This window comes from Pseudomonas sp. NFX5 (assembly GCF_049132125.1).
Taxonomy (GTDB): Bacteria; Pseudomonadota; Gammaproteobacteria; order Pseudomonadales; family Pseudomonadaceae; genus Aquipseudomonas; species Aquipseudomonas marginalis.
Genome location: NZ_JAFMZG010000028.1, coordinates 122,566 through 145,642 on the forward strand (window position 1 = coordinate 122,566; position 23,077 = coordinate 145,642).

Genomic DNA, 23,077 nt, shown 5'->3' on the forward strand with positions numbered 1-23,077 from the left:
TCGCAAGGCTAAAGGAAATCGGAGCAGTTACCCTCGCGAGCGCCAGGCAGCTCATAGCGTCAGGTAACTCAAAAGGCGGCTGAGCAGGCCGAGCCCGATCACCACCACCAGCACCACACCAAGGAGCAGCCACGGCCGGAAAGGCCTGCGCTCGACTCGGTTCTGGGAGAGTTGCAGGTACTCTTCGACATGCTGTTGGTCGTCGGGGTTCAGGCGGCTGGTCATATAAGGCCTCCTCAGGTAGACGTTGCAAAAGGGCGCCACGTTACAGTGGGGGATCAGAGGCTGATGCCCACATCGAACACTATGCTGCGCCCCAGGTTGTTGCGCAAGAAATCCGGCGCGTCCGGGTGGGCGAACAGCACCCGGGCAAACGTCGGCCCCACCAGCGACAGCGAGCGCCAGCCCTGGCGCAAGTATTCGGTGGGTGGGGGGAAGTGGCTGTTGAGGTCGAGCACTTCGCGCTTGAGGCTGGTGAACGCGACGATATCCAATTCGCCCAGGTCCATCCCGCGCTCTTTGTAGTTGTGGGCCTTCTTGCGCAACGTGGGCGCCAGGCGCAGCAGGAATTCATGGGCGGGGATGCGCCGCGGCTTGGCTTCGCGCCGCACCAGCTGGCTCAGGGAGAATGCACTGCGTCGACGCAACAGCTCGTCACGCCATTCGTCGTTCAGGCGGCGCCCTTCATCGAGTACGAAAAACACCTCGAAACTGGCATCGCGAAACAGCACGTCGGGTGGTTCTTGCCCGGCGGGGTGAAACTCTTCGGCGCGGTAGGGCACATTCAAGCCTTGCAACAGGCGCTGGCAGACCCAACGCTCACGCTCCCATTTGCGGGCATTGGACAGGAACGCATTGGCTTGTTCGGCTGCTACGGTGAGCAGGCGCAAATAATCTGAGTCATCCATGCCTGCAGCTTAGCGTCCAAATGATGACCGCAGGAAGTCCTGCTGCAAAAGCCAGGGTGTAGACTGGCCTTTCAAGCGTAATTACCCCCTTATGAGGAGCGTGCGGTGAAGTGTCTGGTGGTGATGTTGCTGAGTCTTTTGCCGGTATGGGCACAGGCTGTTGAAGTGGGCGAACGCCTCGCTCCCTGGACCTTGCTCGATCAATTCGACCAAGCCTATACCCTCGATAACCAGGCACGGATTCTGTTGGTGGCGCGCAGCATGGACGCGGCCAAGCTGGTCGACGCGGCGCTGCAAGGCCAACCTGCAGGCTACCTCGAAGCGCGGCATGCGGTGTTCGTCGCTGACATCCAGCGCATGCCTCGACTGATCGCCAAATTGTTCGCGGTACCGGCCATGCAATCCTACAACTACCGCGTCATGCTGGACCGTGATGCGCGTATCGCCCCGCGTTATCCCGCGGCGGCGGATAAAGTGCTGTGGCTGCAGTTGGATAACGGTAAGTTGGTTTCCCAAAATGAATACGGCACCGCTGTCGAATTGCGCCAGGCCCTGGAGCAGGTGAAGCCGTGATCAGTGCCGCAGTGCTGGCGCCCACAACCCTCGGCATCGGCTGGCTGTCGTATGCACCGGTACTGCTGTGGGCGATCCTGCGTTCGCCCTGGGTCGAGTTGTTTGCCGACCGGCGGCGCCAGCATTTGCTGTTCGGTACGGTGTTCGCACTGTTCATGTTGTGGCTGGTACGACGGGATTTCGATACCGGCGTGTCCTATCACTTTATCGGTATGACCGCCGTAACCCTGCTGTTGGATTGGCCCCTGGCCATCGTTGGTGGTTTTGCCGCCCAGTTCGGGTTAATGCTGCTTGGGCGCCAGGACCTGGCAGCCCTTGGCGTCAACGGCCTGCTGCTGATCGTGCTGCCGGTGCTGGTCACCGAAGGCTGTGCACTTGTGGTCGAGCGAGCGCAGCCGCGCAATCCCTTCGTGTATATCTTCTGCTCCGGTTTTTTTGCTGCCGCGTTGTCGGCCTTGTTTTGCCTGCTGCTGGGGCTGGGGTTGCTGTGGTTCGACGGTCGTTTTGCCATGCCTGAATGGCTGGAGGATTTCGTCGGCTACCTGTGGCTGATCATCTTCCCCGAAGCCTTTATCAACGGCATGGTGATCAGCGCCCTGGTGGTGTTTTGTCCGGAATGGCTGGAGACATTCAACCGCACACGCTACCTCTCGGCGCCCTGGAAGGATGACGAATCGCAGCGTTGACCCAGATCAAATCCCGCGCAGCCGAGCAGGCCCATGCTCTGCGAAATTTTCCTAGGCAAGGCGGGAGCACGAATCATGAGTGTGTACGAGTGGGCACGGCAGGAGTTGCGCAGGAGCCAGGATGCGGCACAGGAAATCGGTTTCGACCCGGGCTTGACCCTGCGCGCCATGCTCAGCGCGGTGGTGCAGCAGAGCAAGGGCGTACGCAGCTTCGAAGACCTGGCCGACGAGCTGCAATACCTCGCAGAAAACCTCGACGACCAGCAGGAATACGCCTTTATGCGGCCTTAGTGGCGCGGCGGCAAGTCTTCGGAAAACAGCTCGTCTTCGGCATCCGGCGCCACGGGGATCTTGTGTTCCTCGGCGGCCCACGCGCCCAGGTCGATGAGCTTGCAACGGTCCGAGCAGAACGGCCGGTTGGGGTTGGCTGCATTCCATTCCACGGGTGCACCGCAGGTTGGGCAGTCGACGGTCAAGGGTTGGCTCATGATCGGCCTCCACGCAAAGTAAGGTAAAAGTGGTGCAGTCGCTCGACCTCGCTGTGCAGCCAGGCGAGATCCTGGTCATTGACCAGCACGTCATCGGCATGGTTCAGGCGGTCTTCACGGCTGGACTGTGCCTTGAGAATTGCCTGAACCTGTTGTTCGCTGATGCCGTCGCGCTGCAGGGTACGCTGAATCTGCAGCGATTGCGGCACGTCGATCACCAGGATGCGCTGGGTCATGCTGTACTGGCCGGATTCGATCAGCAGCGGGGACACCAGGATCGCGTAAGGCGAGCGGGCGCGAGCCAGGTGACTGCGAATCTCCTCGCCAATCAACGGGTGCAGCAAGGCTTCCAGCCAGCGGCGCTCTTCGGGCACCTCAAAGATCAGCTTGCGCAACGCGGCGCGGTCCAACTGGCCGTCAGGCTGCAATACGCCGGCACCAAAATGCTCGGCGATGCGGGCCAGCGCCGGCCGGCCGGGTTCGACCACCCAGCGCGCGGCGTGATCGGCGTCCACCAGGTCAATGCCCAGGTCGATAAAGTGCTGGGCTGCCGCACTTTTACCGCTGCCGATGCCACCGGTGAGGCCGAGAATCCAAGGTGTTGCAACAGGAGTGGTCATCTGAAACCGACAGACTGCAAATAGAAGTCGGTTATTTGACCACCCCAGAGCAATGCAATCCAGCCGGCAATTGCCAGATACGGACCAAACGGCATCGGCGTGGACGCCAGGGTCTTGCGCAGGCGCATCAGGATCAACCCGACAAACACCCCCACCAGCGACGACATCAACAGTGTCATCGGCAATATCTGCCAGCCGCCCCAGGCGCCGAGCAAGGCCAGTAACTTGAAATCACCGTGGCCCATGCCGTCTTTGCCGGTGACCAGCTTGAACAGCCAGAACACGCTCCACAGGCTCATGTAGCCGATCACGGTGCCCCATAGTGCGTCGGGTAATGTCGTCAGTAATCCAAAGCTGTTGACGATCAGCCCCAGCCACAGCAATGGCAGCACCAGCACATCAGGCAGCAACTGGTGGTCTGCGTCGATCAGGCTCATTGCCAGCAACCCCCAACTCAACACCAGCACCGCTGCGGCCTGCCAGCCAAAGCCGAAATGCCAGGCAACCCAGGCCGAGATCAACCCACAGGCGAGTTCCGTGAAAGGGTAGCGGGGGCTGATGGCTCCCTGGCAATGGGCGCAGCGCCCCCTGAGCATCAGGTAGCTGAGCAGTGGGATATTTTCCCACGGCCGGATGGGATGGTCACAGTGTGGGCAGCATGAGTTGGGGTGCATCAGGTTGTAGGTCGGCCCGCCAGGTTTGGCAGGCAAGCCGAGCACTTCATGGGCCTGGGCACGCCATTCCCGTTCGAGCATTTTTGGCAGGCGCCAGACCAGCACGTTGAGGAAACTGCCGACGATCAGCCCCAGTAACAGCGCGATGGTGACAAAGGCCAATGGGTGCTCGTTCAGCAGCAGGCTCAAAATGCACTCCCCAGCTGGAAGACCGGCAGGTACATGGCGATGACCAGCGCGCCGACGATGCCCCCCAGCACCACCATGATCAATGGCTCCATCAGGCTGGTGAGGTTGTCGACCTGGTTGTCCACGTCAGACTCATAGTGGCTGGCGACCTTTTCCAGCATGTGTTCCAGGGTGCCCGACTCTTCGCCGATCGCCGTCAGTTGGATCGCCATGCCGGGAAACAGGCCGCTGTTGAGCATGGATTGATTCAGTTGCATACCGTTGGATACATCGTGACGCATATGTTCGATTGCCTGTTTGAACGGGCCGTTTCCCACGGCGCCGGCGACTGAATCCAATGCCTGGACCAGTGGAACACCGGCGGCGAAGGTCGTGGAGAGCGTGCGGGCGTAGCGGGCCACGGCGGATTTTGTCAGCAGTTTGCCTGCCAGGGGCGCTTTCAACAAACCTGTGTCCAGCCAGTAGCGAAAGCTCGATGAAGCCCGATAGGCCTGGCGCAGCCCAGCGGCTCCCGCGACTATGCCCAATACCAGCATCCACCATGCGTGCTGCATGAACGCCGACAGGGCGATCACGTGCAAGGTAAATGCCGGCAGTTTGCCGTCGACTCCGGCGAACAGGGCCTGGAACTGCGGTACCACGTGGACCAGCAGTATGCCGGTGACCAGGCTGGCAACCACCAGGACAGCAATGGGGTAGGTCATGGCCTTTTTGATCCTGGCCTTGAGCTGTTCACTCTTTTCCCGGTGGATCGCCACCCTTTCCAGCAGTGTCTCAAGCGCCCCGGCCTGTTCGCCGGCGGCCACCAGGTTGCAGTACAGCTCATCGAAATAACGCGGTTGTTTGCGAAATGCCTCAGCCAGGCTGCTGCCGGCGGCGATCGCCTGTTTAAGTCCCAGCACCTGCTCACGCACAGCGCGATTGTCGACGCCTTCGCTGATGATGTCGAAGGCTTGCAGGAGTGGAACCCCAGCCTTCAGCAGCGTCGCCAGTTGGCGCGTGAACAGCGTGATGTCAGCCGCTTTGACTGATGGGGTGAGGCTTGGCAGCAGCGGGGATTGCTTGCGCACACGACCGGGGCTGATCCCTTGCTGGCGCAGTTGTGCCTTGACCAAGGCTGCGTTGTGCCCCTTGGTTTGCCCGGACACCCTGCGCCCTTTGCGGTTGATGCCTTCCCAGGCGTAAGTCGTTGAAGCGTTGTCCATGTCGCGGTTCCGCATACAGGCTGTCGAAGATTTATAGCTTAGTCAGGTGACGGATTCGGGCATGCCGATGGCGCAGGATAAAAATGTCAGAATGTGCGTCTTGAGCGCGATTGGCCGCTTGCGGGTGAGTACACTGGCGCCGTTGCAAAAACGGGGTGCGGGACGCGCCTTGTCATGAGTTCTATTCGGGAGAGTGAATGTGATACGTCAGAAAGGCTTTACCTTGATCGAGTTGTTGATCGTCGTGGCAATCATCGGCATTTTGGCCACCATCGGCCTGCCCATGTACACCACCCACCAGGCCAAGGCCAAGTTCACTGCCGGCCTGGCTGAAATTGCCGCGTTGAAGGCCGGTTACGAAGACACCATCAACCAGGGCACCGTACCTACCGTGGCCTTGATCGGCGGCACCAGCCCTACGGCCAACTGCAAGATCGATGTGGCAGGCGATGTGGCCACGGGGGCGGGCTCCATCAGCTGCGAAATACTCGACGCACCGGCACCGGTGCTGGGCAAGACCATCACCCTGGTCCGCAGCGCCGCCGGCTGGAAGTGCGCGACGACCGCTGAAGCGAAATATGCCAGCAAGGGCTGCGGCGCCGACGGCGCATAACTGCTAAACCATCCACAGGGAAGTAGAGGTGGCCGATGGTGTTATCCGTACAGCAGCGAGGCGGTGTTTTCCTGGTAGCAGCGGTGTGCCTGTTGAGTGTCGGCATCTGTGCACCGTTCGGCGGGCATGATCTACAGCGTGTCATGCAAATTGCCATCGGGTTTTGCGCGGTGCTGTATGGGTTATCGGTTACCTCCACTGAACCTTGGGTAGACAGGCCCACTGCCTGGGGCGTTGTGCTGGTTGTGGTGCTGGGCCTGCTGTCCTCGGCGCTGGCCCATCAGCCGCTGTGGGCACTCACCGAAGTGGCGCTGTTTGTCAGCTGCGCGGCGATTGCCGTCGCCTTTGCCCTGCTTCGTCGTCACGGCGGCGAGCCTCTGGATCGCGTGCTGATCCTGGTTGTGGTGTTGCTGTGCCTGATCAAGTCGCTCCAGTATCTGTATGCCGGTACGCTGGCGTTCACCAGCGGCGAGCGCATGCTGGATCCTGACCGACTGCTCTCCGGCTTTTCCAACAAGCGTTTCTACGGACAGTTTCAGACATTTACCTTGCCATTGCTGGCGCTGCCTTTGCTGATGCCCAATGTCTCCCGCGCCTTGCGGGGGATGGTGTTTGCGTTGCTGTGTGTCTGGTGGCTGATAGCAATCAGCGGCGGTACGCGGGGTACCTGGCTTGGCATGGGCGTGGCGGGCGTGGTGTTGGCGCTGCTTGGGCCATGGGGGCGTCGCTGGCTGGGCTGGCAATTGGTCGCGGTGTCGGTTGGGCTGTTGCTGTATTGGCTGATATTCACGGGGCTGGCGGGTTACCTGGGGATTGAACTCACCAGTGATGCCGCAGATCGCCTCACCACCTCGCTGTCGGGACGGGGCCCGATCTGGTGGCAGGCGTGGCTTATGCTTGTCGAGCGCCCGTGGCTTGGTTTTGGGCCGATGCATTTTGCCGATATTGCCAACAGGATTGCCGCTCATCCCCATCAGGCGATTCTGCAATGGGCCAGCGAATGGGGTGTGCCCTCGGCGCTGTGCGTGGCGGTGTTGGCATGGCGAGGCGGCTGGACCACCTTGGCTGTGCTGCGCGAGCGAGCGCTGTCCGCCGCGCGGGTTGACCTGCTGCGCTTGTGCCTGTTTGCGGCGTTGGTGGGGACGCTGGTGCAGTCCATGGTCGATGGCGTGATCGTGATGCCCAACTCCCAGGTCTGGTTGGCGCTGGTGGTGGGCTGGCTGATGGCGCTGCATGAGTTGCGCGTGCCAGCAAGCGCTGTGCTGCCGTTGGCGCGGAACCTATGGAAAGCCTTGGGTGTGTTGGCCGTTGGTCTGTTGGTATTTATCGCGGTGCGCGATGTGCCTCACCTCCAGCAAGCCCAAAAACAGTACCTGGGCGATGAAGGTCGTCACCTGCAACCACGCTTCTGGGCCCAGGGGGTCATTGCCCGTTGAAGGGCGTAAGTTGCCGGACGCCCGATGCGGTGCTAGCTTTAGCCCACCGCCCGTGTAGCTCAGTTGGTAGAGCAGCGCACTCGTAACGCGAAGGTCGCAGGTTCGATTCCTGTCTCGGGCAAAAAGGCAATACTGCTTCAAAGGCAATGTTTTCAGATGATCCCAGAATGGTTCTGAAGGCCAGACGAGTTGGCACGTGTGCCGGCTCTTTTGTATCTGCGCAACCTTGATGACCCAGATGCATCCCCATTCCTCGATCTAAGAGAACGACATGACCACGACTGAAATGACCCAGGAAGTTCGGCATCAAGCAGCCCTCGAAAAATACCTTGAGGAGTCGCCGCAGCTTAAAGAAGAGATCAAGGACCTGAGCGCCGATGATCAGCGCGACCAGATCCAGTGGGCGTTTGAGGACGAGGCCGAGAGCCAGGGCTTCCAGCCTTGGGAACTGACCCTCAAGTACACCTCGACGCCGGAAGAGTTCGAAGCGGCACGGCTGGCCTTGCACAAAGAGGCGGCCGAGGTGCTGGGTGTCGAATGGGAAGAGTATTGCGAGATGAATGACCTGGTCGTTTAGACGCTGCTGCAAGTTTCAAGCTGCAAGCTGCAAGTTGGAACGCAGCCCTCTTGCAGCTTGAAGCTCACCGCTTGCCCTCTCCTCAGATACTGAGGCGCATCGACAAATCCACCGCCTTCACATCCTTGGTCATCGCACCAATGGAGATGTAGTCCACCCCCGTCTCCGCGATAGGCAGCAGGGTGCTTTCATTGATCCCGCCGCTGGCTTCCAGCTTGGCCTTGCCGCCATTCAGGCGCACGGCTTCACGCATATCTTCCAGGCTCAACTCATCGAGCATGACGATGTCGGCGCCCGCCGCCAGCGCTTCGCGCAGTTCGTCCAGGCTCTCCACTTCGATTTCCACCGGCTTGCCGGGTGCAATCTTGTGGGCGGCGCTGATGGCTTGGGCAATCCCGCCGCTGGCAGCGATGTGGTTTTCCTTGATCAGGAACGCGTCATACAAACCGATACGGTGGTTGTGGCAGCCACCGCAGGTCACCGCGTATTTCTGCGCCAGGCGCAGGCCGGGCAGGGTTTTTCGAGTGTCCAGCAGCTTGACCTGGGTGCTGGCGACAAAATCCGCCAGGAACCGGGCGCGGGTGGCGACTCCGGACAGCAACTGCAGGAAGTTCAGGGCAGAGCGCTCGCCACTGAGCAGAGAGCGCGCCGGCCCCTCCAGGTGGAACAGTGCCTGGTTGGGGCTGACACGTTCGCCGTCGGCCACCTGCCAGTGCACGGCGACCCGTGGGTCCAGTTGGCGGAATACGGCATCCACCCACGCAGTGCCGGCGATGACGGCGGCATCGCGGGTAATGATGGTGGCCGTGGCCAGCCGTTCGGCCGGAATCAACTGTGCGGTGATGTCGCCGCTGCCGATGTCTTCCAGGAGCGCGCGGCGCACGTTGGCTTCGATTTCGGCGGTGAGGTCGGCAAGACGGAGGTTCGGCATAACAGGCTCCACAAACAAAGTGTCCCGATTATAGGGGCAGCGTGCGTTTGAACCCAGGCTCACCACTCATTTACAGCGCAATGTCAGAGTTTGCTGGCGCAACGGCACTCATTTGCAAGATAATCTCGCGCCTTGCAATTGGCGTCATAGCTTTGACGTCCTGGTGATAACCGGTTATCCACAGCCTTATTGGGCCTGTACCCGATCTTTCCCCAACGCTTTACCGCCGTTTCAGGAGGCCAGGATGCACAATGACGGAAAGGTGGTGCCAATCAACAAGGCACAAGCCACGCCATCGCCGCTCGCGCGCCTGCCGGTGGTGCTGCTGCAGGTTCGCGATAAGGCGGCGCAGCAGTTACAGCAGGGTTTACAGGAACTGTTCGATAACGCCGACGACACCTTGTTCGAAATGGCCGACAAGGCCCGCAACAACGTGGACCACCATATCTTCTTTGAAGCCATGCGCGACCTGCGCCTCAAGCGCAAGAATTTCGAGCGCGTGTTCATGGAGCGGCTGTTCGAAGCCTTTGGCAACCTGGGGCTGGCGGGCCGTGGTGAACTTCAGTTGGTGCCGGTGGTGTCCTATGACGCGGCCTCAGGCACGTCCAAGGATGACCTGGAAAAAGCCGTCGCGCTTGAGGCCATGCTGGGCCGGGTGCGCCACCGCGACGGCCTGGCGCTGTCGCAACTCACGGCACGCTTGAGTGCCTTGCTCGGCAATCGCCTGGACGACAGTGAGAACCCCCTGGGTCCGGCGCTGCTGTGCGAGTTTTTCCTGCGTGCCGGGCGTAGCCTGGGCGTGGAGATCCGCGTCAAGCTGATCATGCTCAAGCTGTTTGAAAAGTACGTACTCAGTGATGCTGACCAACTGTACGGTGAAGCCAATCAGCTGCTGGTCGCGACCGGCGTGTTGCCGGAACTCAAGGCCGCGCCGTCCCGCCGCCCCTGTGGCCGTGCCGCCCGTGATCATCAGCGTGAAGAGGTATTGCCGAGCACCGACCAACACGTCGACGAAAATGGCCAGCAAGCCTTCAGCGCCTTGCAGGCGTTGTTGACCGTAGTGCGCGGTAGCGTGTCGCCTACCCTTGAAGCCAGTGCCGAACCCCAGCCCATCGCCACCCGCGACCTGTTGCGGCTGTTATCCCATTTGCAGCAGTACGTCCCGGAGCCGGAAGCCGAGGATGATTTCGACCTGCGTAACCAGCTCGAGCAGTTGCTTACCCGCGTCAGCGTCAAGAGTGGCAAGTCGCGGGTGGTGGAGGATGCGGATGAAGATGTGATCAACCTGATCGCCCTGCTGTTCGAATTCATCCTCAATGACCGCGCAGTGCCGGACGCCTTCAAGGCCTTGATCGGCCGCCTGCAGATCCCGATGCTGAAAGTGGCGGTGCTGGACAAGAGTTTTTTCAGTCGCCCCGGTCATCCGGCGCGGCGCCTGTTGAATGAAATCGCTACCACCGCCATGGGCTGGAGCCCGGTCGATGACTTCCAGCGCGACAGCCTGTACCTGCGCATAGAGCAGGTGGTTCAGCGTTTACTCAATGAGTTTGTTGAAGACCCGGCGATTTTTTCCCAATTGCTGACTGAATTCACCGCGTTCACTGCCGATGAGCGTCGTCGCAGCGAATTGCTTGAACAGCACACCCGCCATGCTGAAGAAGGGCGCGTGCGTACAGAAGCGGCGCGGGCACGGGTGGCCGAGGTACTGAATCGACGGATGCTGGGCAAGGTTTTGCCGCAGGCGGTGGTGCAGTTCCTGCAACAGGCCTGGAGCCAGGTGCTGTTGCTGGCCAGCCTCAAGCACGGCGAGCAGTCGGTGCAATGGCAAGCAGGGCTGCGCACCATGGATGAGCTGATCTGGAGTGTCAGCCTGCCGGCAGACACTGAAGCCGGGGTGCACTTGCTGGAGCAGTTGCCCGGGTTGCTCAAGGCACTGCGCGACGGGTTGACCAGCGCTGCATTCGACCCCTTCAGCACCCGTGATTTTTTTGTGCGCTTGCAGACCCTGCATGTCCGGCCGCCCGAGGGTGGCGATGGATGGCTCGAAGTGCGTGAACCCTTTGTGTTCAGCGTACTGCCGCTCGATCCCGTCGAGGGCCTGCCGGAGGATGATCCGGACCTGGCCAAGGTGCACCAATTGCGCGTCGGTGACTGGATCGTGTTCCAGCAGGGCCAGGCAGGCACCCTGCGGTGCAAGCTGACGGCGATCATGGCGCCGGCCAACACCTATATTTTCGTCGGCCGTACCGGGCTCAAGGTCCTGGAGAAGAGTGCCGGCCAACTGGCGATGGCATTCAAGCGTGGCGCGCTGCATAACCTCGACGATGAGCCGCTGTTCGAGCGGGCGTTGGCGGCGGTGGTGGGCAAGCTGCGTCAACTCAATCGCGGCAAGTGATCGCAACCACGGGGTCGAACGCGGCATACTGGTCACACTTAGTCACGTTCAAGGATCCTGTATGCAGTTGGACCCCGCCAGCGGCTGGTGCCAGGGCATTCGCCATTGCCCTTCACCCAACTTCAACGAGCGCCCGGCAGGCGAAATCTCACTGTTGGTGGTGCATAACATCAGCCTGCCACCCGCGCAGTTCGCTACCGGCAAAGTGCAGGAGTTTTTCCAGAATCGCCTGGACGTCACGGAACATCCCTACTTTGAAGGGATTGCCGACCTACGGGTGTCTGCGCATTTTCTGATTGAGCGCGATGGCACCGTGACGCAGTTTGTGTCCTGCATAGACCGGGCCTGGCATGCCGGGGTCTCGTGTTTCGAAGGGCGTGAGACGTGCAATGACTTTTCCCTGGGCATAGAGCTTGAAGGTACGGATGATTTGCCGTTCACCAACCCCCAGTATGTGTCGCTGGTCGACCTGACACGGCAGTTGCTGGCAGCCTATCCAGGTATTACGCCGCAGCGTATCTGCGGCCATAGCGATATCGCTCCGGGGCGCAAGACCGATCCCGGCCCCGCTTTTGATTGGGTGCGCTTTCGCAGCGCCCTGCAGGATGGAGGACACGCACGATGAGTTTTCTGGTGTTGGTGCTGGCCGTGTGGATCGAGAAGTTCTCGGCCCTGCGCCAGCGGTTGCAGCGTGATGGCGGCTGGTTGCGCGAATTGGCCAAGTTGGAGTCGAGCCCGCGCATGGGCAAGCAGCCGTGGCTGATTCTGCTCCTGCTGGTGTTGCTGCCGGTGGCGTTGCTGGCGTTGTTGTTGCTGGTGCTGGAGCCGGTGGCCTATGGTTTGTTGGCGCTGCCGGTGCACTTGCTGGTGGTGATCTACAGCCTGGGCCGTGGCGATCTATTGGCTGGGCTGGGGCCATTTCGCGATGCCTGGCGCCGTGGTGACCTGCAGGCGGCCGAACATGTGGCCGAGCGCGACCTGAAGCTGGGCGCCGACAGCGGCGAGCAACTGCTGGAGCGCGTCCAGGGCCATCTGTTGTGGCAGGCCTACCAGAGCTTCTTTGCCGTGATTTTCTGGTACTTCCTGTTGGGGCCGGTCGCCGCGCTGGCCTATCGACTGCTGGCGCTCGCCAGTGAGCACAGCCACAACCCTCTGGTGGCCGAGCGCGCCGGGCAATTGCGTCACGCGTTCGACTGGCTGCCGGTGCGCCTGCTGGCGGCCAGTTTTGCCCTGGTGGGTAATTTCGTCGCGGTCAGCCGTGTCATGCTTCACGAGTTGCTGAGCTGGGACATCAGCGCGGCGCAACTGGTGGAAAAAGTTGGCCTGGTCGCGGCTGAAATCCCGCCTCCGGCCGTGGGTGCCGATGGCATCAACAGCCTGGATCGCCTGTGGGAACTGCTGCTGCGTGCGGCGGTGCTGTGGTATGCCGGTTTCGCCATTTGGACCGTGTTGCCCTGACTCCTGTGATAAGCGGGCTTGTCGAATCGTCGCACCGCCCGCGCCGGGCTGCGCAGCAGCCCGCTGCAATCCTCGTCCGTTAACTTTACGTTACAAAACTCCCTTTCAAATTGAGCTATACAGACAGAGCGCCAAATAGTGGCTTTCTGCCGCCGCCCTGCGCCTGAATAAAAATAAAACAAAGGGGAGGTCACCTGTGAAGAGCTTGCTCTATCCCGCCGTCGCGCTGATGAACCGTCTTAGCTTCGGCATGAAGTTCAGCCTGATCAGCGTGCTGTTCCTGCTGCCGATGCTGGCCACCAACTATTACCTGGTGCGCGATTCCTGGCGCGAATTCCAGGGCACCCGTGTCGAGCTGCAAAGCCTGGATTTGCTCGGCAGCAGCCTGGTCCTGCGCCGTGACCTGGAAACCCTCAATAACCAGGTGCAGATCAACGCAATACTTGGCCAGTCCGGCAAGGCCGCTGACCTTGAGGGCAAGATCAGCGCCCTGGAGCAGAGCGTGCTCGCCCGTCTGCAAGGCCTCACCCCGATGGCTGCCGAACCTGAGCAAATCGCCGCCTTTGAAGGTAAGCGTGACGAACTGATCACCGCCTTCCAGGCCCAGCAACAGGAAAGCTCGCTGCAGAGCAAAAGTGCGTTGATCGGCAAGTTGCTCAACAAGGCCCAGATGCTCAGCCAGATCATTGCCAGCCAGTCCGGCTTGAGCCGCGACCCCCAGAGTGACTTGCGCCAGCTCAGCGAGCTGATCACCAGTGTCACCCCGCAGGTCACCCAGACCCTGGGAGAAGGCCGGGCGATGGGGGCCTACTCCCTGGGCCAGGGTTTTCTCAACTCATCTTCCAGTACCCGCTTCGACGAACTGCTGCAACAGTTGGAAAAGCTCCAGGCCGAATACGCCTTGAAATTGCAGGACGTCCTGGGCTCCAGCAACGCCGCGCACGCGGCGCTCGACAGCCTGGCGAAGGCCAGCAATGCCAGCCTCAAGCACGGCAGTGAATTGTTTGAAGAGCAGGTGGTGATGGCCGAAACCCTTGACGCGCCGTGGCAGGGTTTCTATGACAGCGTCAGCCAATTGATGGAGCACACCTATCAGCTCGATGACGCCACCCTGACGTTCCTCGGGCAGCAGCTGGAGCAGCGCCTGGCGCAGAACCGTACGCACATGGTGGTGCTGGTCTCGGCGCTGACGGCGGTGTTTTTGCTGATCTTCTACCTGTATGCAGGGTTCTACGCGTCTACGCGCACCACGTTACGGCGCCTGGGGGCGATGATGGACAAGGTGGCCGCCGGCGACATGACCGTTACCTTTGTTGCCCAAAGCCGCGATGAGTTGGGCGACCTGGGCCAAGTGTTCAACGGCACCGTGGCGAAAATCCATGATTTGATCGAGCGCGTCGGGCATACCGTCAGCCAGGTCGAGTTGCAGGCCGGCCAAGTGGAAACGGTCTCGGCCCGGAGCAATCAGGCGGTCTCTGGCCAGCGCATGCAGATTGAGCAGGTGGCGACGGCCATGAACCAAATGTCTTCCACCGCCCAGGAAGTGGCGCGCAGTGCCGCGGCGGCGGTCAGCAGTGCCCACAGCGTCAACGATGAAACCGTCAATGGCCGCGGCCTGGTGCAATCCCAGCAGGGCAGCATTGCGCGGCTGGCCTCGGAGATCGACCAGTCGGTTAGGGTGATCAACCAGTTGGCCACCGACAGCCAGTCCATCAGCAGCGTCCTGGAGGTGATCAAAAGTATCGCCGAGCAAACCAACCTGCTGGCACTCAATGCGGCCATCGAGGCCGCACGGGCCGGTGAGCAGGGACGCGGCTTTGCCGTGGTGGCCGACGAGGTGCGAACCCTGGCCCGGCGTACCCAGCATTCCACCGAAGAAATCGAGCAAATGATCAGCCGCCTGCACAGCGGTGTGGCAGCGGCCGTGAAGGCCATGGGCACCAGCCATGAAATGGCCAGCGGCACCGTGGAACAGTCGGACAAGGTCCAGCAAGCCCTGGAAAATATCCTCGGTGCCGTGGGCATGATCGTCGATCAGAATCAGCAGATCGCCGCAGCGGTGGAGCAGCAGACCGCCGTCGCCCATGACATCGACCAGAATATCGTCGAAATCAATCGTGCCGGCGAGCATGCAGCCCAAGGCGCGCATCAGACTGAAGCGGCGAGCCGGCAGCTGTCGATACAGGTGATCGAGTTGAAGCAACTGATCGGGGCCTTTCGTGTGTAAGGCGGTGGCGTAGGATTGGTCTTTGGTTGGTGTAGTGCCTGTCCTGATTTCCTGGAGTGCCTTTTTTGCGCGGGTGAATGAGTGAAGATTTGTGTCACTCAATCAAGGTCCAAGGGAGGCATGACAATGACCACTGCAGTCGGCGTCAAGGGGCACTGCGCCCATTGCGACATCACGTTTGAACTCAAGCCTTGGCAGTTGAACGCCATCGCCATTGAAGAACCCTTTGATTGCCCGTATTGCCAGCGCGTCCTGGAGCTGAACTGCCCCCGGCAGTTGCGACATTTCAAGGCGCTGGACCATTGGGCGCTGGTATGCCCGAGCATGGCCGTGCTGACGTGCGTGGTGCTGATAGTGGCGCTGGTGACGGAGTGGATTGGCCTGATCAGTGTGGTCGGGCAGCTCAACGTGTCATTGATGGTGCTGCTGGTGCACTTCCTGGTGCTGCGCTATGTCCGTCATCGGCAGCGAATGACCTTGAACCTGCAAGCGGTGACCCCGGTATTACCAATTGAACAGCTCGCACGCATTGCGTGTGCTCGCCTCGGCCAGCGCTAGGGGGCTGGTGCCCATACGCTCGGCCAGGGCGGTGCAGATCGCCGGCAGGTGCTGCGGGCTGTTGCGCTGGCCCGGGTACATGGCCGGCGCCATGTCGGGGGCGTCGGTTTCCAGTACGACCGCGTTCAGCGGCAGCTGTGCCAGCACCTTATGCATGCGCAGGGCCTGGGGCCATGTGGCTGCGCCGCCCAGGCCGAGCTTGAACCCGAGCTTGATGTATTCATGGGCTTCTTCCCGGCTGCCGGCAAACGCGTGGATGATGCCGCCCCGTGGCAGGCGGATGCGCTTGAGCGTGGCGATCACGGCCGCGTGGCTGCGGCGTACGTGGAGCAGCGCCGGCAGCTGGAAGTCCACCGCCAGTTTGAGCTGGGCTTCGAACAGGCCTTGCTGGCCCTCGCGATCCAGCTGTTCAACAAAGTAATCCAGGCCGATCTCACCTACCGCGCAGAGCTGTCGATGGCCGTGCAGGCGGGTCAACCAGTCGCCCAACTCCGTCAGGTCGGCGGGCTTGTGCTCATCGAGGTACACCGGATGCAGGCCAAAGGCCGCGAACAAACCGGCATCCGCCTGCACCAGATCCCACAGCCGCTGCCAGTTCTGCTGATACACCCCCAGCACCACCATGCGCCGCACGCCCAACTCACGGCTGTGGGCGAGGACTTCCCGGCGATCGCTGTCGAAGTCCGGGAAGTCCAGGTGGGTGTGGGTGTCGATCAGCTCCACGCTCAGGCCTCGTGGATACGCTGCTTGAAGGTCCGGCCGATGGCGTGCACGCCCGGTTGGTATTGTTCTTCTTCAATGGCGGCCAGGGCCAGGCGCAGGGCGGTGTCGGCAATCAGCTGATGTTGCTGGGCCATGGCGTTGACCGGCAGCGGCAGGAAGTCCAGCAACTGGGTGTCACCAAACGTGCCCAGGCGCAGCGGGCGTGACTTGAGCGGGAAGTCATGCAGTGCGTCGAACACGCCTTGCAGCAGCACGTAGGACGTGGTCACCAAGGCGTCAGGCAAGTGCCCCAGTTGATGCAGAAGTTGCTCCATCAGCTGTCGGCCACAGTCGCGGCTGAAGGCTTCGCCGTGTTCGACGATGACCTCGCCGGTGAAACCGCCGAGCGCTTCACGGAAACCGGCCGCACGCTCCTGGCTGATGCTCAGCTCGGGCCGCGCGCCAATCAGCACGATCTGCTTGGGCAGCGGTTGCAGCAAGCTGCTGGTCAATTGCTGGCAGGCCTGGCGGTCGTCGCTGACCACCGAGCAGAACTGGTCCGCCCCCATCACCCGGTCGATGGCAATCACCGGTAAACCCTTGGCTTGCAGCTCGCGGTAACTGTCATCGCTGGCCGGCAGGCAACTGGCGACGAACAGCGCGTCGCAACGGCGGGCGCGGAACAGTTGCAGCAGTTGGCGCTCGCTGTCGGCTTCATCGTCTGAGCTGGCGATCAGCAACTGATAGCCGCGGGCCCGTGCACCTTGCTCCAGCAGCTTGGCGATACGTGCGTAACTGGGGTTTTCCAGATCCGGGAGGATGAACCCCAGGGTACGGGTATGCCGGCTGCGCAGCCCGGCGGCCTGGGGGTTGGGCGTAAAGCCATGGGCTTCAACCACGGCACGCACGCGCTCGACGGTCGCGCTGCTGATGCGTTGCTGTGCGGCTTTGCCATTGATGACATAGCTGGCGGTGGTCACGGACACACCGGCCAGACGTGCGATATCACTGAGTTTCAAACCGGGATTTCCTTGTTTTTTGGAGCTCGCCCCGACATTTTGTCCAATCGTAACCGATTCCTGCACACGACTAATGTCTCAGCTCAAGTGCCGAGTGGTCCTTCAAGGATGCGCAATTAACGCGTAACCTGCCATAAATTCTAGATTAAACGTTTCAGCCAGCGTATTTTTACGACGTTAGCCACTGAGTGCCTACTGCCAATTGACTACTCGGTCAGCTGTCCCGGAACACCATTACACTGTTTTATTCAAAACAATACCTAGTGCGTCCATCGCACTAACTAGGAGAACGGCATGCTTGAGCTCACTGTAGAGCAGATTTCCATGGGCCAGGTGGCTGTGGATAAATCTGCTGCCCTGCACCTGCTCGCTGACAAACTGGTGGCCGATGGCCTGGTCGCCGAGGGATATCTCAGCGGCTTGCAAGCCCGTGAAGCCCAAGGCTCGACCTTTCTTGGCCAAGGTATTGCCATCCCCCATGGCACCCCCGAAACCCGCGACCAGGTGTTTTCCACCGGCGTGCGCCTGTTGCAGTTCCCCGAAGGGGTGGACTGGGGCGATGGGCAGATTGTGTACCTGGCCATTGGTATTGCCGCCAAATCCGACGAACACCTGCGCCTGCTGCAACTGCTCACCCGCGCCCTCGGTGAAACCGACCTGGGCCAGGCGTTGCGCCGCGCCGGCACGGCTGAAGCCTTGCTGAAACTGCTGCAGGGCGCACCCCAGGAGCTGGCGCTGGACGCGCAGATGATCAGCCTGGGCGTGTCTGCCGATGACTTCGAAGAGCTTGTCTGGAGAGGCGCACGCCTGCTGCGCCAGGCCGATTGCGTCAGCAATGGGTTTGCCGCAGTGCTGCAGCAGGTCGATGCGCTGCCCCTGGGTGATGGCCTGTGGTGGCTGCACAGCGAGCAGACGGTCAAGCGCCCGGGCCTGGCGTTTGTTACGCCCGACAAGCCCATGCGCTATCTCGGCCAGCCCCTAAACGGTCTGTTCTGCCTGGCCAGCCTGGGTGAAGCCCATCAGGCCTTGCTTGAACGCTTGTGCGCCTTGTTGATCGAAGGCCGTGGCCAGGAATTGGGCCGCGCCACCAGCAGTCGCGCGGTGCTCGAAGTACTCGGCGGCGAGCTGCCACCTGACTGGCCCAGCGCCCGCATCACCCTGGCCAATGCCCACGGCCTGCACGCGCGGCCGGCGAAGATCCTCGCGCAATTGGCCAAAAGTTTTGAAGGCGACATCCGCGTGCGCATCGTTGACGGCCCGGTAGGCGCCGTGTCGGTGAAGAGCCTGAGCAAGCTGCTGAGCCTTGGCGCCCGGCGTGGCCAGGTGCTGGAATTTGTTGCTGAACCGACGATTGCCGGCGATGCGTTGCCCGCGCTGCTGGCCGCCGTCGAAGAGGGCCTGGGCGAAGAGGTCGAGCCACTGCCGACCATGAGCGCACAGCCCGAAGCCCTTGATATTGCGCCAGTGATCAGCGCGCCACAGGCCGGCAGCCAGCTCCAGGCCATCGCCGCAGCGCCGGGCATTGCCATTGGCCCTGCACATATCCAGATTCAACAGGTGTTCGATTACCCCTTGCGCGGTGAGTCCTCGGCCATTGAGCGCCAGCGCCTGCAAGATGCTCTGGCCGATGTGCGCCGGGATATCCAGGGCCTGATCGAACGCAGCCAGGCCAAAGCCATCCGCGAGATTTTCATCACCCACCAGGAAATGCTCGACGACCCGGAACTCACCGACGAAGTCGACACTCGTCTCAAGCAAGGTGAAAGCGCACAAGCGGCGTGGATGAGCGTGATCGAAGCCGCCGCCAGGCAGCAGGAATCGTTGCAGGATGCCTTGCTTGCCGAGCGCGCCGCCGACCTGCGCGACATCGGTCGCCGGGTGCTGGCGCAACTGTGCGGCGTTGAAACCGCCCAGGAGCCGAGCGAACCCTACATCCTGGTAATGGACGAAGTCGGCCCTTCCGACGTCGCACGCCTGGACCCGGCCCGTGTCGCCGGCATCCTCACCGCCCGTGGCGGCGCAACCGCCCACAGCGCCATTGTCGCGCGGGCCCTCGGTATTCCCGCGTTGGTCGGTGCCGGCCCGGCGGTATTGCTGCTGGCCGCCGGCACGCCGTTGTTGCTGGATGGCCAGCGCGGTCGCCTGCATGTAGACCCCGATGCAGCCACCCTGCAACGTGCCACCGTCGAGCGCGATACCCGTGAGCAACGCTTGCAGGCCGCCTCGGCCCAGCGCCACGAGCCGGCGCTGACCCGCGATGGTCACGCCGTGGAAGTGTTCGCCAATATCGGCGAAAGCGCCGGTGTGGCCAGCGCCGTGGAGCAGGGTGCCGAAGGCATTGGTTTGCTGCGCACCGAGCTGATTTTCATGGCCCACCCCCAAGCCCCGGACGAAGCCACTCAGGAAGCCGAGTACCGCCGTGTGCTCGACGGCCTCGGTGGTCGCCCGCTGGTGGTGCGCACCCTCGATGTGGGCGGCGACAAACCGCTGCCGTATTGGCCGATTGCCGAGGAAGAAAACCCCTTCCTCGGCGTACGCGGTATTCGCCTGACCCTGCAACGCCCGCAGATCATGGAAGCGCAATTGCGCGCACTGCTGCGCTCGGCGGATAACCGCCCGTTGCGCATCATGTTCCCCATGGTCGGCAGCGTGGATGAGTGGCGTGCGGCCCGGGATATGACCGAACGCCTGCGCCTGGAAATCCCGGTGGCCGACCTGCAACTGGGGATCATGATCGAAGTGCCGTCCGCCGCGCTGTTGGCGCCGGTGCTGGCCAAGGAAGTGGACTTCTTCAGTGTCGGCACCAACGACCTGACCCAGTACACCCTGGCTATCGACCGTGGCCACCCGACCCTGTCGGCCCAGGCCGATGGCCTGCACCCGGCGGTGCTGCAACTGATCGACATCACCGTGCGTGCGGCCCATGCCCATGGCAAATGGGTCGGGGTGTGCGGCGAACTGGCGGCGGACCCGCTGGCGGTGCCGGTGCTGGTCGGCCTGGGTGTGGATGAGTTGAGCGTGTCGGCCCGCAGCATTCCCGAAGTGAAGGCGCGGGTGCGTGAATTCAGTCTGAGCGAGGCCCAGGGCCTGGCGCAAAAAGCACTGGCGGTGGGTTCGCCCGCCGAGGTGCGTGCCCTTGTGGAGGCCGTGTAGATGGCAAGGATTCTGACCCTGACGCTGAACCCGGCGTTGGACCTGACGGTACGCCTGGCGCACCTGGAGCCGGGTGAAGTCAACCGCAGCGAAACCCTGCTCACCCATGCCGCCGGCAAGGGCGTGAATGTGGCGCAAGTCCTGGCCGACCTGGGCCATCAAGTGACCGTGGGCGGTTTTCTCGGCGAGGACAATCCCCAAGCCTTCGAGGCGCTGATTGCACAACGTGGTTTTGCCGACGCGTTTATCCGCGTGCCCGGCGAAACCCGCAGCAATATCAAGATTGCCGAGCAGGACGGCCGGGTCACCGATATCAATGCGCCGGGGCCGTTGGTCAGTGAGCAGGCGCAGCAGGCGTTGCTCGACCAATTGACGCGCATTGCGCCGGGCCATGATGCGGTGGTCGTCGCCGGCAGCTTGCCGTGTGGCGTCAGCCCGCAGTGGTTGCAGGGGCTGTTGGAACACCTGAAGCGTCTGGGCTTGAAAGTCGCCCTGGACACCAGCGGCGAGGCGCTGCGTGCCGGTCTCAAGGCGGCCCCGTGGTTGATCAAACCCAATACCGAAGAGCTCGCCGATGCCCTGGGCGATGCCACCAACGTCATCAGCCAACTGCATCAGCAGGGTGTTGAGCATGTGGTCGTCTCCGACGGTGCCGCGGGCGTGAGCTGGTACAGCCGGGCCACCACCCTGCATGCCACGCCGCCCAAGGTGACGGTGGCCAGTACGGTAGGTGCCGGCGATTCGCTGCTGGCCGGGATGCTCCATGGTTTGCTTGAGTCTGAAGCGCCTGAACAAACCCTGCGTCGCGCCACGGCAATTGCCGCCATGGCGGTGACACAGATCGGTTTCGGCATCCGCGACGCCGCGCAGCTGGCGCGTCTTGAAAGCGGCGTCGCTGTACGCCCGCTGACAGAACAATAAGAGGGATTGTCATGAAGTTAGCCATTGTTACTGCCTGCCCCAACGGCATGGTCACCAGTGTGCTGTGCGCCCGCTTGTTGGACGCCGCCGCGCAACGCCAGGGTTGGAGCACCAGCGTCGAGGTGGTGGATGTACAGCGCCCGGAGCGCCAGTTGTCCCAGGCCACCATCGACGCCGCCGAATGGGTGTTGCTGGTCAGCAGCGCGGCGGTGGATATGCAGCGGTTTGTCGGCAAGCGGGTGTTCCAGAGCACACCGGCCCAGGCGCTGGCGGATGTCGAGGCGGTGTTGCGCCGGGGCGCTGAAGAAGCCCAGGAGTATGTCGTCAGCCAGGCAGCGGCTGCGTCGAAGCATGCGCCGCGTATCGTCGCGATTACCGCCTGCCCGACCGGCGTGGCGCATACCTTCATGGCCGCCGAAGCCTTGCAGCAGACGGCCAAGCGCCTGGGCTATGACTTGCAGGTCGAGACCCAGGGCTCGGTCGGTGCCCGTACGCCGTTGAGCCCCGAGGCCATCGCGAATGCCGACGTAGTGCTGCTGGCGGCCGACATTGAAGTGGCCACCGAGCGTTTCGCCGGCAAGAAGATCTACCGTTGCGGCACCGGTATTGCGCTCAAGCAATCCGAGGCGACCCTCAACAAAGCCCTGGCCGAAGGCGCGGTGGAAAGTGCCGCCAGCGGTACTGTGGCCAAGAAAGAAAAAACCGGCGTCTACAAACACCTGCTGACCGGTGTGTCGTTCATGTTGCCGATGGTGGTGGCGGGCGGTTTGCTGATCGCCTTGTCATTCGTGTTCGGCATCCATGCGTTTGAGCAGGAAGGCACGTTGGCGGCCGCGCTGAAAACCGTCGGCGACCGCGCCTTTATGCTGATGGTGCCGCTGCTGGCGGGTTACATCGCTTACTCGATTGCCGACCGCCCGGGCATTGCCCCCGGCATGATCGGTGGCCTGTTGGCGGGCACTTTGGGAGCCGGTTTTATCGGCGGGATTTTCGCCGGGTTTCTCGCCGGTTATTGCGTCAAGCTGATCACCCGTGCGGTGAAGTTGCCGCAGAGCCTGGAAGCACTCAAGCCGATCCTGATCATCCCGTTGCTGGCGAGCCTGTTCACGGGCCTGGCGATGATCTACCTGGTGGGGCCGCCGGTGGCGCGTATGCTCACGGGCCTGACCGATTTTCTCGCGACCATGGGCACCACCAATGCGGTGCTGCTGGGCATCCTGTTGGGCGGCATGATGTGTGTCGACCTGGGCGGGCCGATCAACAAGGCGGCGTATGCGTTTTCCGTCGGCTTGCTGGCGGCACAGAGCGGTGCACCGATGGCCGCGACCATGGCCGCCGGCATGGTGCCGCCAATCGGCATGGGCATCGCCACGTTTCTGGCGCGACGCAAGTTCGCCCAGACCGAACGCGAGGCCGGCAAGGCCGCGATGATTCTGGGCATGTGCTTTATCTCCGAAGGCGCGATCCCGTTTGCCGCCAAGGACCCGTTGCGCGTGATCCCGGCCAGCATCGCCGGTGGCGCGTTGACCGGGGCGCTGTCGATGTACTTCGGCTGCAAACTGGCGGCGCCCCACGGCGGCCTGTTTGTGCTGGTGATCCCGAATGCGATGAACCATGCGCTGCTGTACCTGCTGGCAATCGTTGCCGGCAGCCTGCTGACCGGTTTGGTGTATGCGCTGATCAAGCGTCCGGAAGCGGTGGAGCTGGCTGTCGCACCGGTGTCATAAGCGCATGCTTTAGTGGC

General features: G+C 62.1%; 23 protein-coding genes, 1 tRNA gene and 1 pseudogene. 16 read left to right on the forward strand and 9 right to left on the reverse strand.

The annotated features are described in order from the left end of the window. Positions 1–51: 51 nt before the first annotated feature. Together J1N02_RS17660 and J1N02_RS17665 are read right to left on the reverse strand one after the other, a co-directional pair. A complete protein-coding gene (locus tag J1N02_RS17660) occupies positions 52–225 on the reverse strand; it encodes a DUF3094 family protein (RefSeq protein WP_043293437.1) in 174 nt (57 codons plus the stop codon). A gap of 53 nt (positions 226–278) precedes the next feature. Beyond that, positions 279–908 (reverse strand): DUF1780 domain-containing protein, encoded by a 630-nt coding sequence (locus tag J1N02_RS17665; protein ID WP_027604891.1) that lies wholly within the window; start codon positions 906–908, stop codon positions 279–281. 105 nt (positions 909–1,013) lie between these two features. Here J1N02_RS17665 and J1N02_RS17670 point away from each other — a divergent pair, with 105 nt between their 5' ends. From J1N02_RS17670 to J1N02_RS17680, 3 genes are all read left to right on the forward strand, one after another. Beyond that, positions 1,014–1,481: an FAD/FMN-containing dehydrogenase gene (locus J1N02_RS17670; protein WP_092358814.1), complete on the forward strand. Its 468-nt coding sequence runs from the start codon at positions 1,014–1,016 to the stop codon at positions 1,479–1,481. Beyond that, complete coding sequence (locus J1N02_RS17675; protein WP_146478162.1) at positions 1,478–2,167, forward strand: energy-coupling factor ABC transporter permease; 690 nt, start codon at positions 1,478–1,480, stop codon at positions 2,165–2,167. The genes J1N02_RS17670 and J1N02_RS17675 overlap by 4 nt, the downstream gene beginning before the upstream one ends. 75 nt (positions 2,168–2,242) lie before the next feature. After that, complete coding sequence (locus tag J1N02_RS17680) at positions 2,243–2,458, forward strand: hypothetical protein (RefSeq protein WP_003171680.1); 216 nt, start codon at positions 2,243–2,245, stop codon at positions 2,456–2,458. On the opposite strand, the gene yacG is transcribed toward J1N02_RS17680, so the two are convergent. From yacG to J1N02_RS17700, 4 genes are read right to left on the reverse strand one after another with little or no spacing between them, the layout of a single operon-like run. Next, complete coding sequence (gene yacG, locus J1N02_RS17685) at positions 2,455–2,655, reverse strand: DNA gyrase inhibitor YacG (protein WP_027604888.1); 201 nt, start codon at positions 2,653–2,655, stop codon at positions 2,455–2,457. The genes J1N02_RS17680 and yacG overlap by 4 nt on opposite strands. Further along, a complete protein-coding gene (coaE, locus tag J1N02_RS17690) occupies positions 2,652–3,275 on the reverse strand; it encodes a dephospho-CoA kinase (RefSeq protein WP_027604887.1) in 624 nt (207 codons plus the stop codon). The genes yacG and coaE overlap by 4 nt, the downstream gene beginning before the upstream one ends. Next, positions 3,272–4,138 (reverse strand): prepilin peptidase, encoded by an 867-nt coding sequence (locus J1N02_RS17695; protein WP_421147530.1) that lies wholly within the window; start codon positions 4,136–4,138, stop codon positions 3,272–3,274. The genes coaE and J1N02_RS17695 overlap by 4 nt, the downstream gene beginning before the upstream one ends. Next, complete coding sequence (locus J1N02_RS17700) at positions 4,135–5,343, reverse strand: type II secretion system F family protein (RefSeq protein ID WP_421147531.1); 1,209 nt, start codon at positions 5,341–5,343, stop codon at positions 4,135–4,137. Before J1N02_RS17700 ends, J1N02_RS17695 begins: the two co-directional genes overlap by 4 nt. A gap of 202 nt (positions 5,344–5,545) precedes the next feature. Here J1N02_RS17700 and J1N02_RS17705 point away from each other — a divergent pair, with 202 nt between their 5' ends. From J1N02_RS17705 to J1N02_RS17720, 4 genes are all read left to right on the forward strand, one after another. Beyond that, positions 5,546–5,956 (forward strand): pilin, encoded by a 411-nt coding sequence (locus J1N02_RS17705; RefSeq protein WP_027604884.1) that lies wholly within the window; start codon positions 5,546–5,548, stop codon positions 5,954–5,956. Between the two features lie 35 nt (positions 5,957–5,991). Next, complete coding sequence (locus tag J1N02_RS17710) at positions 5,992–7,392, forward strand: O-antigen ligase family protein (RefSeq protein ID WP_421147532.1); 1,401 nt, start codon at positions 5,992–5,994, stop codon at positions 7,390–7,392. 48 nt (positions 7,393–7,440) lie between these two features. Continuing rightward, a tRNA-Thr gene (locus tag J1N02_RS17715) sits at positions 7,441–7,513 on the forward strand. A gap of 150 nt (positions 7,514–7,663) precedes the next feature. Continuing rightward, positions 7,664–7,969 (forward strand): DUF6388 family protein, encoded by a 306-nt coding sequence (locus J1N02_RS17720; protein WP_027604882.1) that lies wholly within the window; start codon positions 7,664–7,666, stop codon positions 7,967–7,969. A gap of 82 nt (positions 7,970–8,051) precedes the next feature. Here J1N02_RS17720 and nadC read toward each other — a convergent pair whose 3' ends face one another. Continuing rightward, entirely contained in the window at positions 8,052–8,900 is an 849-nt protein-coding gene (gene nadC / locus J1N02_RS17725; RefSeq protein ID WP_027604881.1) for a carboxylating nicotinate-nucleotide diphosphorylase, read from the reverse strand. A gap of 244 nt (positions 8,901–9,144) precedes the next feature. Between nadC and J1N02_RS17730 the strand changes: the two genes are divergently transcribed. The 6 genes and pseudogenes from J1N02_RS17730 to J1N02_RS17755 all read left to right on the forward strand — a co-directional run bounded on the left by J1N02_RS17730 (position 9,145) and on the right by J1N02_RS17755 (position 15,538). Continuing rightward, the gene (locus J1N02_RS17730; RefSeq protein WP_027604880.1) at positions 9,145–11,295 is read left to right on the forward strand and encodes a DUF1631 domain-containing protein; all 2,151 of its coding nucleotides are present in this window, start codon (positions 9,145–9,147) and stop codon (positions 11,293–11,295) included. Positions 11,296–11,356: 61 nt separating this feature from the next. Then, a complete protein-coding gene (ampD, locus tag J1N02_RS17735; protein WP_027604879.1) occupies positions 11,357–11,920 on the forward strand; it encodes a 1,6-anhydro-N-acetylmuramyl-L-alanine amidase AmpD in 564 nt (187 codons plus the stop codon). After that, a complete protein-coding gene (gene ampE, locus J1N02_RS17740; RefSeq protein ID WP_098480387.1) occupies positions 11,917–12,753 on the forward strand; it encodes a regulatory signaling modulator protein AmpE in 837 nt (278 codons plus the stop codon). Before ampD ends, ampE begins: the two co-directional genes overlap by 4 nt. A 1,165-nt stretch (positions 12,754–13,918) precedes the next feature. After that, positions 13,919–14,122 (forward strand): annotated as a pseudogene (locus J1N02_RS17745) (HAMP domain-containing protein); the annotation flags it as partial. A 153-nt stretch (positions 14,123–14,275) separates the two neighbouring features. After that, a complete protein-coding gene (locus J1N02_RS17750; protein ID WP_370671242.1) occupies positions 14,276–14,980 on the forward strand; it encodes a methyl-accepting chemotaxis protein in 705 nt (234 codons plus the stop codon). Between the two features lie 126 nt (positions 14,981–15,106). Further along, positions 15,107–15,538, forward strand: a complete 432-nt coding sequence (locus J1N02_RS17755) for a hypothetical protein (protein ID WP_092358798.1) — start codon at positions 15,107–15,109, stop codon at positions 15,536–15,538. Here the strand turns inward: J1N02_RS17755 and J1N02_RS17760 are convergent. Together J1N02_RS17760 and cra are read right to left on the reverse strand one after the other, a co-directional pair. Beyond that, on the reverse strand, positions 15,485–16,261 hold the full coding sequence (locus J1N02_RS17760) for a TatD family hydrolase (RefSeq protein ID WP_065924092.1): 777 nt from the start codon (positions 16,259–16,261) through the stop codon (positions 15,485–15,487). The two genes, J1N02_RS17755 and J1N02_RS17760, sit on opposite strands and share 54 nt — an antisense overlap. 2 nt (positions 16,262–16,263) lie before the next feature. Then, on the reverse strand, positions 16,264–17,259 hold the full coding sequence (gene cra / locus J1N02_RS17765; RefSeq protein ID WP_027604874.1) for a catabolite repressor/activator: 996 nt from the start codon (positions 17,257–17,259) through the stop codon (positions 16,264–16,266). Positions 17,260–17,553: 294 nt separating this feature from the next. Between cra and ptsP the strand changes: the two genes are divergently transcribed. The 3 genes from ptsP to J1N02_RS17780 are packed head-to-tail and all read left to right on the forward strand — an operon-like array spanning position 17,554 to position 23,060. Then, a complete protein-coding gene (ptsP, locus tag J1N02_RS17770) occupies positions 17,554–20,412 on the forward strand; it encodes a phosphoenolpyruvate--protein phosphotransferase (protein ID WP_421147533.1) in 2,859 nt (952 codons plus the stop codon). Further along, positions 20,413–21,333, forward strand: coding sequence for a 1-phosphofructokinase (gene pfkB / locus J1N02_RS17775; RefSeq protein WP_027604872.1), 921 nt, complete (start codon positions 20,413–20,415; stop codon positions 21,331–21,333). It abuts the gene before it with no gap. Between the two features lie 11 nt (positions 21,334–21,344). Beyond that, the gene (locus tag J1N02_RS17780) at positions 21,345–23,060 is read left to right on the forward strand and encodes a PTS fructose-like transporter subunit IIB (RefSeq protein WP_027604871.1); all 1,716 of its coding nucleotides are present in this window, start codon (positions 21,345–21,347) and stop codon (positions 23,058–23,060) included. Positions 23,061–23,077 lie beyond the last annotated feature (17 nt).

Bases quoted from the DNA above. Each gene is read 5' to 3' on its own strand.
- J1N02_RS17660 (WP_043293437.1), bottom strand. From the start codon at position 225: ATGACCAGCCGCCTGAACCCCGACGACCAACAGCATGTCGAAGAGTAC.
- J1N02_RS17665 (WP_027604891.1), bottom strand. From the start codon at position 908: ATGGATGACTCAGATTATTTGCGCCTGCTCACCGTAGCAGCCGAACAA.
- J1N02_RS17680 (WP_003171680.1), top strand. From the start codon at position 2,243: ATGAGTGTGTACGAGTGGGCACGGCAGGAGTTGCGCAGGAGCCAGGAT.
- yacG (WP_027604888.1), bottom strand. From the start codon at position 2,655: ATGAGCCAACCCTTGACCGTCGACTGCCCAACCTGCGGTGCACCCGTG.
- coaE (WP_027604887.1), bottom strand. From the start codon at position 3,275: ATGACCACTCCTGTTGCAACACCTTGGATTCTCGGCCTCACCGGTGGC.
- J1N02_RS17700 (WP_421147531.1), bottom strand. From the start codon at position 5,343: ATGGACAACGCTTCAACGACTTACGCCTGGGAAGGCATCAACCGCAAA.
- J1N02_RS17710 (WP_421147532.1), top strand. From the start codon at position 5,992: ATGGTGTTATCCGTACAGCAGCGAGGCGGTGTTTTCCTGGTAGCAGCG.
- J1N02_RS17720 (WP_027604882.1), top strand. From the start codon at position 7,664: ATGACCACGACTGAAATGACCCAGGAAGTTCGGCATCAAGCAGCCCTC.
- nadC (WP_027604881.1), bottom strand. From the start codon at position 8,900: ATGCCGAACCTCCGTCTTGCCGACCTCACCGCCGAAATCGAAGCCAAC.
- J1N02_RS17730 (WP_027604880.1), top strand. From the start codon at position 9,145: ATGCACAATGACGGAAAGGTGGTGCCAATCAACAAGGCACAAGCCACG.
- ampD (WP_027604879.1), top strand. From the start codon at position 11,357: ATGCAGTTGGACCCCGCCAGCGGCTGGTGCCAGGGCATTCGCCATTGC.
- ampE (WP_098480387.1), top strand. From the start codon at position 11,917: ATGAGTTTTCTGGTGTTGGTGCTGGCCGTGTGGATCGAGAAGTTCTCG.
- J1N02_RS17750 (WP_370671242.1), top strand. From the start codon at position 14,276: ATGTCTTCCACCGCCCAGGAAGTGGCGCGCAGTGCCGCGGCGGCGGTC.
- J1N02_RS17755 (WP_092358798.1), top strand. From the start codon at position 15,107: ATGACCACTGCAGTCGGCGTCAAGGGGCACTGCGCCCATTGCGACATC.
- ptsP (WP_421147533.1), top strand. From the start codon at position 17,554: ATGCTTGAGCTCACTGTAGAGCAGATTTCCATGGGCCAGGTGGCTGTG.
- pfkB (WP_027604872.1), top strand. From the start codon at position 20,413: ATGGCAAGGATTCTGACCCTGACGCTGAACCCGGCGTTGGACCTGACG.
- J1N02_RS17780 (WP_027604871.1), top strand. From the start codon at position 21,345: ATGAAGTTAGCCATTGTTACTGCCTGCCCCAACGGCATGGTCACCAGT.